This is a genomic window from Bradyrhizobium sp. WYCCWR 13022, from assembly GCF_030435535.1.
Classification (GTDB): Bacteria; Pseudomonadota; Alphaproteobacteria; order Rhizobiales; family Xanthobacteraceae; genus Bradyrhizobium.
Map to the genome: position 1 here is coordinate 183,871 of NZ_JAUIZJ010000007.1, position 13,448 is coordinate 197,318.

General features: G+C 66.0%; 14 protein-coding genes. 2 read left to right on the plus strand and 12 right to left on the minus strand.

The annotated features are described in order from the left end of the window. Positions 1-2: 2 nt before the first annotated feature. From QY049_RS12500 to QY049_RS12525, 6 genes are read right to left on the minus strand one after another with little or no spacing between them, the layout of a single operon-like run. A complete protein-coding gene (locus QY049_RS12500) occupies positions 3-455 on the minus strand; it encodes an Lrp/AsnC family transcriptional regulator (protein WP_301269416.1) in 453 nt (150 codons plus the stop codon). Next, a complete protein-coding gene (locus QY049_RS12505; RefSeq protein ID WP_301269417.1) occupies positions 455-1,441 on the minus strand; it encodes an Lrp/AsnC family transcriptional regulator in 987 nt (328 codons plus the stop codon). The genes QY049_RS12500 and QY049_RS12505 overlap by 1 nt, the downstream gene beginning before the upstream one ends. Next, the gene (locus tag QY049_RS12510; protein WP_301269418.1) at positions 1,438-2,607 is read right to left on the minus strand and encodes a cytochrome D1 domain-containing protein; all 1,170 of its coding nucleotides are present in this window, start codon (positions 2,605-2,607) and stop codon (positions 1,438-1,440) included. The genes QY049_RS12505 and QY049_RS12510 overlap by 4 nt, the downstream gene beginning before the upstream one ends. After that, positions 2,604-2,915 (minus strand): cytochrome c, encoded by a 312-nt coding sequence (locus tag QY049_RS12515; protein WP_258765966.1) that lies wholly within the window; start codon positions 2,913-2,915, stop codon positions 2,604-2,606. Before QY049_RS12515 ends, QY049_RS12510 begins: the two co-directional genes overlap by 4 nt. Then, positions 2,905-3,735, minus strand: a complete 831-nt coding sequence (cobA, locus tag QY049_RS12520) for a uroporphyrinogen-III C-methyltransferase (RefSeq protein ID WP_301269419.1) — start codon at positions 3,733-3,735, stop codon at positions 2,905-2,907. The genes QY049_RS12515 and cobA overlap by 11 nt, the downstream gene beginning before the upstream one ends. Positions 3,736-3,760: 25 nt before the next feature. Then, complete coding sequence (locus QY049_RS12525) at positions 3,761-5,542, minus strand: nitrite reductase (protein WP_301269420.1); 1,782 nt, start codon at positions 5,540-5,542, stop codon at positions 3,761-3,763. A 133-nt stretch (positions 5,543-5,675) separates the two neighbouring features. Here QY049_RS12525 and QY049_RS12530 point away from each other — a divergent pair, with 133 nt between their 5' ends. Then, positions 5,676-7,769 (plus strand): NosR/NirI family protein, encoded by a 2,094-nt coding sequence (locus QY049_RS12530; RefSeq protein ID WP_258765964.1) that lies wholly within the window; start codon positions 5,676-5,678, stop codon positions 7,767-7,769. Between the two features lie 9 nt (positions 7,770-7,778). After that, positions 7,779-8,768, plus strand: a complete 990-nt coding sequence (locus QY049_RS12535) for an FAD:protein FMN transferase (protein ID WP_301269421.1) — start codon at positions 7,779-7,781, stop codon at positions 8,766-8,768. A gap of 34 nt (positions 8,769-8,802) precedes the next feature. On the opposite strand, the gene QY049_RS12540 is transcribed toward QY049_RS12535, so the two are convergent. The 6 genes from QY049_RS12540 to cyoE are packed head-to-tail and all read right to left on the minus strand — an operon-like array spanning position 8,803 to position 13,431. Beyond that, positions 8,803-9,186, minus strand: a complete 384-nt coding sequence (locus tag QY049_RS12540) for a cytochrome c family protein (protein ID WP_301269422.1) — start codon at positions 9,184-9,186, stop codon at positions 8,803-8,805. A 37-nt stretch (positions 9,187-9,223) separates the two neighbouring features. Beyond that, positions 9,224-9,622: a bacteriohemerythrin gene (locus tag QY049_RS12545; RefSeq protein ID WP_194481072.1), complete on the minus strand. Its 399-nt coding sequence runs from the start codon at positions 9,620-9,622 to the stop codon at positions 9,224-9,226. Between the two features lie 10 nt (positions 9,623-9,632). Next, positions 9,633-10,136: a hypothetical protein gene (locus tag QY049_RS12550; protein WP_301269423.1), complete on the minus strand. Its 504-nt coding sequence runs from the start codon at positions 10,134-10,136 to the stop codon at positions 9,633-9,635. Then, complete coding sequence (locus QY049_RS12555) at positions 10,133-11,728, minus strand: cytochrome b N-terminal domain-containing protein (protein ID WP_301269424.1); 1,596 nt, start codon at positions 11,726-11,728, stop codon at positions 10,133-10,135. The genes QY049_RS12550 and QY049_RS12555 overlap by 4 nt, the downstream gene beginning before the upstream one ends. Positions 11,729-11,758: 30 nt before the next feature. Then, positions 11,759-12,562: an SCO family protein gene (locus tag QY049_RS12560; RefSeq protein WP_194481066.1), complete on the minus strand. Its 804-nt coding sequence runs from the start codon at positions 12,560-12,562 to the stop codon at positions 11,759-11,761. Continuing rightward, positions 12,559-13,431 (minus strand): heme o synthase, encoded by an 873-nt coding sequence (gene cyoE / locus QY049_RS12565; RefSeq protein WP_301269425.1) that lies wholly within the window; start codon positions 13,429-13,431, stop codon positions 12,559-12,561. The genes QY049_RS12560 and cyoE overlap by 4 nt, the downstream gene beginning before the upstream one ends. Positions 13,432-13,448 lie beyond the last annotated feature (17 nt).

The window sequence follows — 13,448 nt, forward strand, 5'->3', positions numbered from 1 at the left end:
GTTCAGACCTCGACACGAAAGCCGACGAAGAATTCGCGCGTCTTCGGCATGGCGCGGACGACAAGGCCGGTCTCGCATTCGATCTCCGCGATGACCTGGTCGATCCGGTCCGGATCGGCGGCCGACACAACGAACCACATGTTGAGCTCGTGATCGCGTTCGTAATTGTGCGCGATCTCCGGATGAGCGTTGACGAGATCGGCGACTTTGTCAAAGCGCTCGAGCGGCACGGCCATCGCGGCGAGGCAGACGGCTCCGCCCATGAGCTCCGCGTTCCAGAGCGGACCGAAGCGGCTGAGCTGCCCGCCGGCGACGAGGCCGCCGAGACAATCGATCAGTTCGCCTTCGCTGAGGCCCAACTCGGCGCCGGCATCGCGAAATGGCCGCTCGGTCAGCGGAAAGCCGCCTTGCAGGCCGTTGACGACAGCGCGTTCGGTCGGATCCAGAGAACGCATCAGTTTGCTCCCTCGCCCCGGGAGAACACCGCCCCGCGCTGCTTGAAACAGCGTTTCGAGAACAGAACGGCCTGCCGCTTCAGGCCGGTGTCGGCCAGCAGATTGAGCTCGTCGATGGCGGCATAGGCATCGGGCCGCGACTTCGCATGCACCATGCAGAAGAGATTGTAGGGCCAGAGCGGAAGCCAGCGCGGACGAAGGTAGCACAGCGTCACGGCGGGATGTCGTGCGAACGTCGCGGCGACGCCGTCGATGGCCTCGTCGGGAATATCCCACACGGCCATTGCGTTGGCCCTGAAGCCGAGCTTGTCGTGCCGGACGACGCAGCCGAACCGCGTCACGACACCCGCAGCCACGAGATGCTCGAGGCGAGAGATCACCACGGCCTGATCGAGCGCAAGCCGATCCGCGACTGCATGATAGGGTTGCTCGACGAGCGGCAGCCCGTTCTCGATTGCGGCAAGGATGCTGCGATCGCGTGGATCGGGATGATACTCCCCGGCCGAGCTTGCGGCCCCGTTCTTTTGCCGCCGCGGCCCGCCGAGTGGAAAGCCGAGGCCGAGATGATAGGCTTGGAGCATCGGCAGTGCGATCGCGGCAACACCGCACCGCTCCTCGATGCTCTGAATCGTGGCAGCGACCGCGTAGGGGTCGATACCGGCGACGACGAACCACAGATTCAGGTCGTGCTCTCGCTCGTAATTGTGGGTGACCAGCGCCTCCCGGCTGACGATGGCCGCTACCTCCTCCAGCCGATCCGTCGGCACCTGCATGGCGGCAAGCGTGCTGGCACCCACCGTGTTCGGGCGAACCACCGCGCCGATGCGCGAGATCAGATCGCCGCGCTGCATGCGGCGGAATACGTCGATGGTCTCCTGCGCGTCCAGGGCCGCCGAGCGGCCGACCACCGTGAAGGGCTTCTCGACCAGCGGGAAATCATGCTGCCAGCGATCGATCAAGCTGAGCTCGGTGGGCGTCGGCGTCATTGTCCGATCCTCGTCGCGCGTGCGGTGAAGAAGATGCCGGACGGCTTCTGCGCCGGAATCTCCGCCTTCTTGGCAAAGGAGGCGGCGTCATAGACGTCGATGCGGTCGGCATCGCGCACGGAGACCCAGACCTCGTTACCACGTGGCGTGAACTCCATGTGCAGCACGGCCGGCCCGGGCGTCAGGCGATGGATCACCTCGAGGCTCTCAGTGTCGACGACCTCGATGGTGTCGTTGAGCGGATGGGCGAAGTTGACCCAGACATGGCGGCCGTCAGGCCGCGCCACCGCGAACACCGGCTGGCCATGCGTCGCCACCCTGCCCACTTCGGTGAACTTGCGCAGATCGACGGCGATCAGTTCGTGATGCCCGACCGCCGGCAGCAGCAGCTTGTCGCCGACCGCGGCCCAGCCCTCCAGGTGCGGCATCTTGTAGACCGGCAATTGCTGTTCGCCGCGGCCGTAGCCGTCGAGGATGCGCTCGGCCTTGAGCGGCTGCTGCCAGGTATCGACGTGAACAACGCCGTCCTCTCCGAACAGGCCGGCGAGATAGTGCCGTCCGTCGGGCGTGACGTTGCCGTCATAGGGCAGCTTGCCGACATCGGTCAGCCGCGTGACCGCGGGTGCCTCGACGTTGGTCAGATCCGCAATCCAGATCTCGCCGGCGTCATAAAGTGCCCAAGCGAAACGCCGCCCCGGCAGATCGACCAGCCCGATCGTCTTCGACGTCCTGCCGTCGGCGCCGACGGCGGGAATGCTGGCGATCGGATCGAGCGTCCTGGCGTCGAATACCCGCACGCCGCCCGGCTCATAGTTCGACACCGCGATTAGCGCGCCGTCGTCGGAGATGGCGCCGCCGATCGAATTTCCCGCCTGCACGATCCGCCGGGCGATCGTGGCGGTGAGCAGATCGACCTTGGACAGGCCGCCGTCGCGGCCGAACACGTAGGCGTAACGCTGGTCTGGCGGGAACACTGCGGAGGCATGCGAGAGATCGCCGAGCCCCTCGACGCGGCCGATCGCCTTGCGCTCCCCGGTATCGACGATCAGCGCCGATCCGGTCGCGCGCTCGATGACGAGCCCGAGATTGCCGGTGCCGCGCAGCCCGTCGGCGCGGGCGAAGGCGGGCATCATCAGCAACAAGGTCAGAATGAGCCTCAGGGTCACGGCAGATCTCCTTGCTGCAGCCTTTCCGCGATCCATCGCGCGTCGGGCTCGCTGAGCAGCGGACGCCAGGGCGGCATCGGCGTGCCCGGCACGCCGTCGAGAATGATGCCGACGAGTTGGTCACGGCTCCAGGATTGCAGATGCTCGGGCGTGAGCGGCTTGCCGAGACCGCCCTTGAGCGTCAATCCATGGCACGAGCCGCAATCCTGCCGTACCAGGCTCGCCAGCCGCGCGGCGTCACCGCCCGCCCTCGCCGCGACCGCAGGCGCGATCGCAGCGACCGAGGCCAATGCGAGGCTAGGCCACAACTGAAATCGCCTCGGTCGTTCTTGCATCGCTCCGCTCGCTACGCTTCATGGCGATCGCGGCGACCCTTCCGATGATGAAGAGAACCGGCCCGTTGAAGGAAGCATCCTTCAACGCCATCGGAAGGGTCTCCAGATGCGTGCATACTCGCCGCTCCTGGGGAGTCGTTCCTTGACAAATCGCAAGCGCCGGAGTGTTTGCCGGCAAGCCTTCAGCGACCAACTTCCCGACGATCTCCTCGAGATTGGCGAGGCCCATATAGACCACGAGCGTGGTCTCGGGGTCAGCGAGGCTCCGCCAATCCAGGTCGAGCGGCTCGTTGGCCTTGCGATGGCCAGTTACAAAGCGCACTCCCGAGGCGAGCCCGCGATGGGTCAGCGGGACCCGCACCGCCGCGGCGCAGCCTTGCGCGGCGGTGATGCCCGGAACCACCTCATAGGGAATCCCGGCGGCCTCCAATTCCGCGGCCTCCTCCGAGCCGCGTCCGAAGATGAAAGGATCGCCGCCCTTCAGTCGCACCACCGTGCGGCCGGCGCGCGCGAGCCGCACGAGAATTCCGTTGATCTCGTCCTGCGGCACCGGGTGGTGCGCAGGCTGCTTGCCGACACTGATCCGGAGAACGCCGTCGGCGATGGTGTCGAGGATCGCCGGCGGCACCAGCCGGTCGTAGACGACGACATCTGCCTCGCCGATGGCGCGCACCGCCTTCAGCGTGAGCAGCTCCGGATCGCCGGGACCGGCGCCGACCAGATAGACCTTCCCGACAGCCATGAGCCGCTCCGCTTTGGTCGCTTTCACAGAGTGGGAGGATGCGGCGACCAAGGTCGCCGCGTCCTCTCGTGACCCATCAGTAGACGTCGTTGCGGGTGTTGTAGACGTTGAATTTGCCGGTCGGCGTGATCAGCCGTTTGTCGCGGATGACCGTCTTCAACGTCAGCGTCTTGTCGTCGACCACGACGATCGCGGAGTCCTGGACCTTGTTGTTCCAGACGGAGAACCAGATCTCGGTGCCATCCTTGTTGAACTCGCCCTGCACCACGCGACGCGCGCCTTCGGAGATGCCGGACCACTGTCCGATCGGAAGCACCTTGTACTCGGGCTTCTCCTTGGCCAGGTCCTTGATCTTGAACACCGCGACCGAAGAGGAAATCTCCGCGTCCGTATTCAAGGGCGTGTCGACGTAGAGGTTTTCCGACTTCGGATGCGTCTTGATGAACAACGAGCCGGAGCCCTGCCCCTCGATTGTCTGCACGACCTTCCACGCCTGATCCTTGTGCTTCTCGGGATCGGTGCCGATGAAGGAGATCGTCTCGCTTCCGAGGTGGCTCGTCGCCCACACCGGTCCGAACTTCGGATGCTCCAAGTTCGCACCGCGCCCCGGGTGCGGGGTCTGGCCCTGGGACTCGACTACGCCGACGAGCTTGTCCTCCTTGGTGTCGACGATCGCGATCTTGTGGCGGGCGTTCGCGGCGACCAGAAAGTAGCGGCCGGTCTTGTCGAAACCGCCATCATGCAGAAAGCGCTCGGCTTCGATCGCGGTCACCTTCAGATTCTTCAGGTCCTTGTAGTTGACCAGCAGGATCTGCCCGGTTTCCTTGACGTTTACGACGAATTCGGGGTTGTAGTGCGAGGCGACGATCGAGGCGACGCGCGGCTCCGGGTGATACTCCTGCGTATCTTCGGTCATGCCGCGGGTCGAGACCACCTTGATCGGCTCGAGCGTGGCGCCGTCCATCAGCACGTATTGCGGCGGCCAGTAGGAGCCGGCGATCGCGTACTTGTCCTCGTAGCCCTTGAACTTCGAGGTCTCCACCGAGCGCGCCTCGGTGCCGATCTTCAGCTCGGCCACCGTCTGTGGCGGGTCCATCCAGAGGTCGATCAGGTTGAGCTTCGAATCGCGCCCGATGATGTAGAGGTAGCGACCGGACGCCGACATGCGCGAGATGTGCACCGCGTAGCCCGACTTCAGGACGTACTCGATCTTCTTGGTGGTGCCGTCGATCAGCGCGATCTCGCCGGCATCGCGCAGCGTCACCGAGAACAGGTTGTCGATATCGAGCTTGTTCATCTTCTTGGTCGGCCGTTGGGCAACCGGCACGAGAACCTTCCAGCTCTCCTTCATCTCTTTCAGGCCGAACTCCGGCGGCTGCGCCGGCTCGTTGAGCAGATAGCGCGCCATCAACTCGATGTCTGTCGCCTGGAGGTCTCCCGAAGTGCCCCAGTTGGGCATGCCGCCGGGCGAGCCGTAGGTGATGAAGTCGCGCAGATAATCGAAACCGAGCTTCTTGGTGAGATCGGGCGTCAGCGGCTTGCCGGTCGCGCCCTTGCGCAGCACGCCGTGGCAACCAGCGCAGCGCTCGAAATAGATGCGGCTGGCCTTCTCGAACTCGGCCTTGGTCAGATTGGGATCACCCGGTTTGGTGCCCGGCTGTTCCACCGGCTTGTCGCCGAGAACGTCGAGCCTCGGCTGATACTGGCCGCCCGGCGTGGTCTTGTGCTGCTGCACGTCAGCAGGTTTCGGACTCGGTGCCGGCTGCTGAGCGAAGCCCTCCGTCATTGCACCCAACATCAGAGCGGCAGCGGCGGCGCCGCCGGTGAGCATCGCTAGCAGAGAAGCTCGGCCTCGCATCACATTCCTCCAGCGTGAAAATCCCGATGGAGCCTTATGCCTTAGAATGCAGCAGCTTCGCCTTGACCGCGGTTAAGACCGGGATTGACATACCTCAATGCGGTGATGGCCGAACCCTGCCTGATCCCGAGCCATGCGAACGTCGATCGTCACCATCGGTCCTGTTGCCTTGCAAGGCCTGCGCGCAATGGCGATGCTTCTGCTCGCAATGTGCAGCACACAGGCGGCCGATCTCGGCCGTGCCGAGACGTTCTTCGCCGAGCCTGCCACCGTCGAGCGCGCCGAAGGCACCCCACCCGCCGCAAGCGTGAGGGCCAAGGATGGACGCGTGCTCGGCTATGCTTTCTCAAGCCTCGACGTGTCCGGATCGGTCGGCTACGCGGGCCGCCCACTCGACATCGTCGCCGCCGTCACCCCGGAGGGGATCATCGTCGGCGCGGAGATCGTCGCTCACGAGGAGCCGATCCTGGTGATCGGCATTCCACGCGACGCGCTCGCGGCCTATGTCGCCGGCTTCCGCGGCTTCGACGTGCGCGCCGGCGCCGCGTTGAAGCCTTCCGACGAGCTCGCCCGCGGCCCGCACGCAGTCGCCGGCGCCACCATCACCAGCACCGTCATCCGGGACGCAATCGTGCGCTCGGCACGTAGCGTGCTGCGTAGTCGCAGCATGGCGCCCGACCGCGCCGTGCGTCTCGATCGTGAGACGCTGCGGCGGTCGCCGTGGCCATCGCTGCTCGCCGAAGGCGCGGTGCAGCACCGGCTGGTGTCGCGCGGCGAAGCAGCCAAGCTGCTGGCCACGCAGGACAGCGAGCCCGAAAAGCCGTTCATCGACCTATGGCTTGCGCTGGCGACGCCGCCGCCGATCGGCGAGAGCCTGCTCGGCCAGCGCATCTACGAGAGCGAGCTCGGCAAGATCGGGCCGGAGGACGACCTCATCCTGATCGGCGCCAGCGGGCTCTATTCGTTCAAGGGCACCGAGTGGCGCCAGACCGGAACATTCACCCGCATCGAACTCGTCCAGGACAACCGCACGTTCCGTCTGAAGCCGTCCGATCATACTGCGGTCGAGTCCCTGCATGCCGCCGGCGCGCCCGAATTGCGCGAGATCGCGGTGTTCCGGATTCCGCAAGCCGGCGGCTTCGATTCGACAAGACCGTTCCGTCTCGATCTCGACCTCGGCGCCGGTTCGGTGCCGCACGGGCCCGCGGTGGTCTCGCTGGCGTACCGGATTCCGGAGCGCTATCTCATCGCCGCCGCGCCGCCGGCAGCGGCGGGCAAGGTCGCAACGGCTGCAGCCGCGCCCGCGTCGACGCAAACCCTGTGGCAGGACATCTGGTGGGCACGCCGCTACGAGATCGGTCTGCTCGGCGCCATGCTCACGGTGCTTGCGGCGATCCTGATCTTCCAGGATACGGTGACGGCGCACGGCGTCTTCTACTATCGGCTGCGCACCGGCTACATGCTGCTGACGCTGGTCTTCCTCGGCTTCATTGCCAACGCCCAGCTTTCGGTCGTCAACGTCCTGACCTTCATCCACGCATTGCTCTCCGGCTTCCGCTGGGAATTGTTCCTGCTCGACCCCCTGGTGTTCATGCTCTGGAGCTTCGTCGCGCTCAGCATCCTGTTCTGGGGACGCGGCGTATTCTGCGGCTGGCTTTGTCCGTTCGGCACGCTACAGGAGCTGACCAACCAGGTCGCGCGGCGCCTCGGCATCAAGCAGATCGAAATTCCGTTCGGGCTGCACGAGCGGCTGTGGATGATCAAGTATGTCGTGTTCCTCGGTATTCTGGCTATCTCGCTGCGCTCGATCCTGGCGGCGTTCCAGCTTGCCGAGATCGAGCCTTTCAAGACCGCGATCACGATGAAGTTCCTGCGGGAGTGGCCGTTCGGGCTCTACGCAGGACTGCTGCTGCTCGCCGGCCTGTTCGTCGAGCGCTTTTATTGCCGCTATCTCTGCCCGCTCGGCGCGGCGCTGGCGATTCCCGCGCGCATGCGCATGTTCGAATGGCTCAAGCGCTACCGGGAATGCGGCAGCGAATGCCATGTCTGCGCGCGGCGCTGCACCGTGCAGGCGATCCATCCGCTCGGCCAGATCAACCCCAATGAATGCATCTATTGCCTGAAATGCCAGGCCAATTATTTCGACCAGGACGTCTGCCTGCACCTGAAGAAACGCGCGCAGCGGCGCCAGCCGCTGTCGCAGCCCGCGCCGCCCTGGAATTCGTGAGGGAGGACGATGCTTCCTGTTCATCCGACACGCCGCCGCGCCATCACCATCTTCGCAGCCGCAGCCGCCGGTGCGGTCGCGGGCCATGCCCGTCCCGCGACCGCCGACTACGAATGGCGAGGGACGGCGGTGGGCGCCGATGCGCGCATCCTGTTCAACGGGATAGCGGCCGAGACCGCCCGCGAGGTGGTCGATCTGGTCGAGGCGGAGATCGAACGCCTGGAGAATGCGCTAAGCCTGTTCCGCGACGCCTCGGAGTTGCGACGCCTCAACCGCGAGGGCCGGCTGGAGGAGCCGAGCGGCGACCTGCACCGCGCGCTGGCGCTGGCACTGGGCGTCGCCGACCTCACGAATGGGCTGTTCGATCCAACCGTTCAGGCGCTCTGGGAAGCGCATGTCGATTGGTTCGGAAATCGCAACCACACCGGTCTGCCGCCCGATGACGTGATTGCGCTGGCTCGGCAGACGGTGGACTGGCGCAGGATCCGGCTCGCGCGGGACGCGTTGCGTCTCGGCGAGGGCCAGCGTCTCACGCTCAACGGCCTCGGCCAGGGCTATGTCACCGATCGCGTGGTAGAACTGCTCGCTGCGAAGGGCCTCACCAACATCCTGGTCGACCTTGGCGAGCAGCGCGCCCTGACGCCGCGGCGCGACGGATCGCCCTGGCTGGTCGCACGCCGGGATGCCGCGCCCATCCGGCTCGCGCGGGGCGCGCTGGCGACGTCGGAAGGCTCGGGCTGCGTGCTGGGAGCCGACGGCGCCGCGCATCATCTGTTCGACCCGCGCAGCGGCCGCAGCGCGGCGCATTGGCGCACGATCACCGTGCACCACGCATCCGCAGCCGTCGCCGACGCGCTGTCGACCGCGCTCTCCATTGCGTCGGCAGACGAGATTCGGACGCTGCTGCCCAGACTTGAGGATGTCACCATCTGGGCTGTCGACATGGATGGCCGCCGGCTGCGCTGGTCCAAAGCACCGCATGACGGCATCGCCGGTTGAACGACGATTCCGCCGCGGCTTGCGTCCGCGACGACTACTTGGCCTTGCCCTCGGCGTCGTATTGCTTGAGGTAGGCCCAGAGATTCTTGGCCTCAGCCTCGGTCTTGATGCCGGCGAACACCATCTTGGTGCCGGGCACCTTGGCCTTGGGGTCCTTGATGTAGTCCAGGAAGTTCGCCTCGTCCCAGGTGATGCCCGAGTTCTTGTTCGCATCGGAATAGCTGTAGCCCGCGATCGATCCCGATTTGCGGCCGTCGAGGCCGTTGAGGACGGGCCCAACCTTGTTCTTCGCGGTCGGGCCGACGTCGTGGCAACTCACGCATTTCTTGAACGCGGTGGCACCGGCAGCGACGTCCTCCGCGGCCGCTGCGCTCACTGACGCAGCGACGACGGCGATGGCGGTCAATATCCGTTTCATGTCTTCATCTCCGGGGTTGAACCTGGTTGCGTGGTCCCTAATGCGCGCCAAGCGCCTTGTGCAATCGGGCATCATGGGTTTCGAAATGCCGGGAGAACCAGGCATCCAGCGCGTTCGCGAGCAGGCGGTCGTCGAACCTGGAGCTGGCTTCGTAGTCCTCCATGAGGTCGCGGATCTCGTCCAGCAGGCGCTCATGGTCGTTCTTGTGCTGGACGAGCTGGTCGTAGCCGTGCTCGCGCATGAAGCGCTCCTCCAGCGCGAAATGCGACGAGATCGCCTTGAACAGGTCGCCGAAGAAGCCGATCACCGCGTCCTTGGAACGCTGCGCGGTCGCCTCGGCATGGAGGCGGTTGATCAGCTCGATCAGCTCTCGGTGCTCGTGGTCCACGGCCGCAACGCCGACGCTGTAGCGGTCTTCCCAGTGCAACAGGCCCATGACGCTCTCCTCACCGAAAGATGAAATCGCCGCTTTCAGGCCGGTAGTCGATGACGAGGAGCTGCGACGGCGCCACCGTCACAGTCTCGCGATGCTCGTGGTCGAAGCCCTCGGCGCGCGCGGAATCGCGCATCCGCACGTCGACGTCGTACTTTCCGGCCGGCAGCACGAAGCGCTGATAGACCTTGGACGGTCCGTCGCCCGCGATCCCCGTGGGCGGGAGGTCGGCCCGGAAGATGCTGCGGCCGTCGACGTCGAGTTCGACATGGATCGCGCGGCGAACGCGCGGACAGTCCTGCACCCGCCGCATGTTCGGCGGCAGCTTCGCGATCTCCTCGGGGCTGAGCCTGCGGCACTCACCCCTGCGGTCGGCGCCGTGCACGAAGGTCAGGAGCACCGCGCCCGAATTGTCGGAGATCTGGTGGTAGACTGGCCAGTTCGACAACACGGCGACGCCGGCGAACAGCGCCAGGATGACCACGAACCGACCGGCCGTGCGCAGCGCCCCGCTCATGACTTGGTCCTCGCCTCGGCCGGCTCGCGCGTCTCACCGGATTTCGCGGCGGCGCTGGCTGGCAGCGGAGAACGCATGCGCAGCGGAGGCTTTCCGGCCATTTCTGCGACAAAGGCCGCGATCTCCACTTCCGCCCTGCGCACCTCCAGCGCAGAAGCCCAGATCGTCGCGATCCGGTCGCGCGGCACGCGGGCACGCAAATAGGGATCGCGTTGCGCGGCAAAACGCTCCTCGGTCCATTTGACCCCGAGCCGGTTGTAACAGGCGCTCTCGGCGCAGCCGGCCACGACCACGCCGTCGGCAAGATCTCGGCTGAGGATGAAGTCGATCAGGGACGGCGGAGCCATGGCCACGCATGGCAGTACCACGGTTCCATCCAGCCGCCCGGCGGCGGCCCCGTGTTCGCACGCCAGCACCAGCACACGACCTGCCCCGGACAGGCCGGTGGCGGTCGCCACGACCTTCTCGCGCAGATTCTTCAATGGATATTCGGGCAAGTCGATCCCGGTTTGCAGATCCGCGGTGCGCTGGAATGGCGTCGACGACGGGCAGGAGCCGACACAGATGCCGCAGGATACGCAGAGCGAGGGATTGACCTGCGCCTGCGTCGGAAACGGCAGCTCGTCGGTCCTGTTGACCATGCGGATCGCCTCATAAGGACAATCCTCCGCGCAGCGCGCGCAGCCGTTGCAATGGTCGAGATGAACCTCGACCGCCCTGGCGCGCCGCAGCGGCGGCAGCCACGGCATCAGCGCGATCATCAACGAGAAGGCGCCGAGGAACGCCCATACCGCGCCGTTGCCCCAAAGCGTGGTCAAGGGATAGAGCGGCAGGTATAGCCAGTCGATGCCGACCGCCGCCGGCACTTTCGCGAGGTCGGCGTGGCCTTGCGAGAGTGCGGGTCTCCAGATCGAGACCGCCAGCAGCGCGGCGAGCGACAACAGCGCGAGCGCACGCGGCGGGTTCACCTTCGGTCGCGAGATTCGCAGGATGTGCACCCACATGATGAACAGCAGGAACAACGGCACCGCGACGTGCATGAACACCATCAGCGAGAAGAAGCGACTGGTCAGCGTCCCCGTGGCGATGAAGTTGCGCGCGATCGGCTCGCCGAACACCGGAAGCCAGTCCAGCAATTCGGAGGAGACCAGTGCGACATATTGCGCGAGCTTGTCCCAGACCAGCCAGTACCCGGTGATGCCCGAGGCATAGAGCAGCCAGATGATCGGCAGCCCGGTGAACCAGGAGAACCAGCGGACGCCGCGGTAATGGTCGTAGGCGAATTCGCGCAGCAGGTGGACCGCGACCATGACCACCAAGAGGTCGGAGGCGTAGCGGTGGAAGCTGCGCATCACCCCCGCATGGAACCAGTGGTCCCGGCTGAGATATTCCACGGACTGATAGGCGCGCTCGATGCCGGTGTCGAAGAAGATGAAAAGGTAGATGCCGCTGACGGCGACGATCCAGAAGAAGAAGAAGCCGAGCGCGCCGAGCTGCGCCAGAGGATTGAGCGCAGGCGAGAACAGCCGATCGAACGGACGTTCGATCAGGCCGAAGCCCGTGCGGAGAGCGCTGCGGATCGCGCCAATCACAAGATCACCCGTTTCATCCGACCCCGCCGCTCATGCCTGCGCCGAACGCATCCATTCCCTCAAGATCAGACCGCCCATGGCGAGCAGGGAGAACGCGGCGATGGCGCCACCGAACACCAGCCCGTAGTCGAAGCGGTAGCGGCGCGACCCGGGATCGTAGGCGGTGCAGATGAAGCGGATGCGGTCGAGCAGCCCCTCAAACGAAAACGGCGTCATGGTGCCGTAGACCACGTCCTTCATCGGCTCCATGAACATCGTGAAGGGAAAGTCGTCGCCGTAGACGTGCCGGTAGACCTTGCCGTCCCTGTCCACGATCGTGGTCTGGGTCGGATGGTCGAAGCCGCCGGCGACGGCCCGGTAGCTGAAGCCGAGATCGTTCAGCAGCGCCTCGATGGTCGCGGCATCGCCGCTGGCGGTGCGCCAGTTCGGGAGCTTGATGCCCTGCATCGAGGCGAATTGCGCCATGCGCACGACGGTGTCGTTGCGCGCATCGAAGCCCACGGTCAGCACGGCGAAGCGCCCCAGCCCGAAGACGCGGCCCGCCTCGTTGACCGCGTCGATCAGATGCTGGGTTGTCGGCGGACAGACCGAGCTGCAGGACGAATAGACCAGACTGATGACGAGCGGCTTGCCGCGATAGTCGCGCAAGGAGAGCGGGGCACCGGTCGTGTCCACGAGACGATGGTCACCGATCACGCGTCCGAGCGCCCGTTCGCCGGCGGTGATCGCCGCGCCCGGATCGAGTGCCGGCGAGGCGGGCGCGCCTCGAGCGGATGCGACCGACAAGCAGGTCAGCATCGCGACCAGCCCCAGCGCGGCACACCCGCGAGTCATGACCAATACCCGGCCGCGCCGGCCAGCAACGCGCCCGCGACCAGCAGGCCAAGCTGCAGCAGCGAAGCGAAGAAATTGGCCATCGCGTTGGCCTTCGACGGGTCGCGATAGAGCCGGATGCTGGTCAAGACGAAGTAGGAGCCGCCAGCGGCTGCGCCGATGCCGTAGAGAATCCCCTGGCCGAACCAGAGCGGCACCAACGCGATCAGCGCCAACGCCACGGAATGGGCGAGGATCGCCATGGTCCAGGCGCGCGCGGGCGTCACCACCGGCAGCATCGGAATCCCCGCCCGGGCGTAGTCCTGCCCCTTGGCGGCCGCGAGACTCCAGAAATGCGGCGGCGTCCACAGGAACAGCACGATCGCCAGCACAGTCGGCACCACCTGCGGCGACGGATCGACCGCGGCCGCTCCTGCCAGCACGGCGAAGCTCCCGGCAAGCCCCCCGACCACGATGTTCCAGGTGCTGCGCCGCTTCAGCCACACGGTGTAGACGATGCCGTAAGTAAAGGCGCCGAGGAAGACGTAGGCCGCAGCGATGTGGCCGACCGTGAGCGAGGCAAGACCGAGGGACACGGCAAGCAGGCCGACGAACGCCACCGGCCACCATATGCTCTCTCCGAACGCGCCGCTGGCGAACGGGCGGTTGCGGGTGCGCGCCATCAGGCGATCGAGGTCGCGGTCGTAGTAGTGATTGAAGGCGCCCGCAGCACCGGATGCGCCGAGGATCGAAAGCGACAGGGCGAGAACCTGCCACCAGGACAATGCCGGCCCGCTCGCGACCGCGACCCCGGCCAGCGCGCTGGCCGCGATGGCGACGCCGATCCTGAGCTTGAGGAGCGAGACCGCCGTCGCCGCCGTCGCACGCATGTTGTTACCCTCTCGCA

What these genes read in the sequence shown, in the direction of transcription:
- QY049_RS12505 (WP_301269417.1), bottom strand. Translation starts at nt 1,441, where the DNA reads ATGACGCCGACGCCCACCGAGCTCAGCTTGATCGATCGCTGGCAGCAT.
- QY049_RS12500 (WP_301269416.1), bottom strand. Translation starts at nt 455, where the DNA reads ATGCGTTCTCTGGATCCGACCGAACGCGCTGTCGTCAACGGCCTGCAA.
- QY049_RS12560 (WP_194481066.1), bottom strand. Translation starts at nt 12,562, where the DNA reads ATGACTCGCGGGTGTGCCGCGCTGGGGCTGGTCGCGATGCTGACCTGC.
- QY049_RS12525 (WP_301269420.1), bottom strand. Translation starts at nt 5,542, where the DNA reads ATGCGAGGCCGAGCTTCTCTGCTAGCGATGCTCACCGGCGGCGCCGCC.
- QY049_RS12550 (WP_301269423.1), bottom strand. Translation starts at nt 10,136, where the DNA reads ATGAGCGGGGCGCTGCGCACGGCCGGTCGGTTCGTGGTCATCCTGGCG.
- QY049_RS12545 (WP_194481072.1), bottom strand. Translation starts at nt 9,622, where the DNA reads ATGGGCCTGTTGCACTGGGAAGACCGCTACAGCGTCGGCGTTGCGGCC.
- QY049_RS12535 (WP_301269421.1), top strand. Translation starts at nt 7,779, where the DNA reads ATGCTTCCTGTTCATCCGACACGCCGCCGCGCCATCACCATCTTCGCA.
- QY049_RS12540 (WP_301269422.1), bottom strand. Translation starts at nt 9,186, where the DNA reads ATGAAACGGATATTGACCGCCATCGCCGTCGTCGCTGCGTCAGTGAGC.
- cyoE (WP_301269425.1), bottom strand. Translation starts at nt 13,431, where the DNA reads ATGCGTGCGACGGCGGCGACGGCGGTCTCGCTCCTCAAGCTCAGGATC.
- QY049_RS12530 (WP_258765964.1), top strand. Translation starts at nt 5,676, where the DNA reads ATGCGAACGTCGATCGTCACCATCGGTCCTGTTGCCTTGCAAGGCCTG.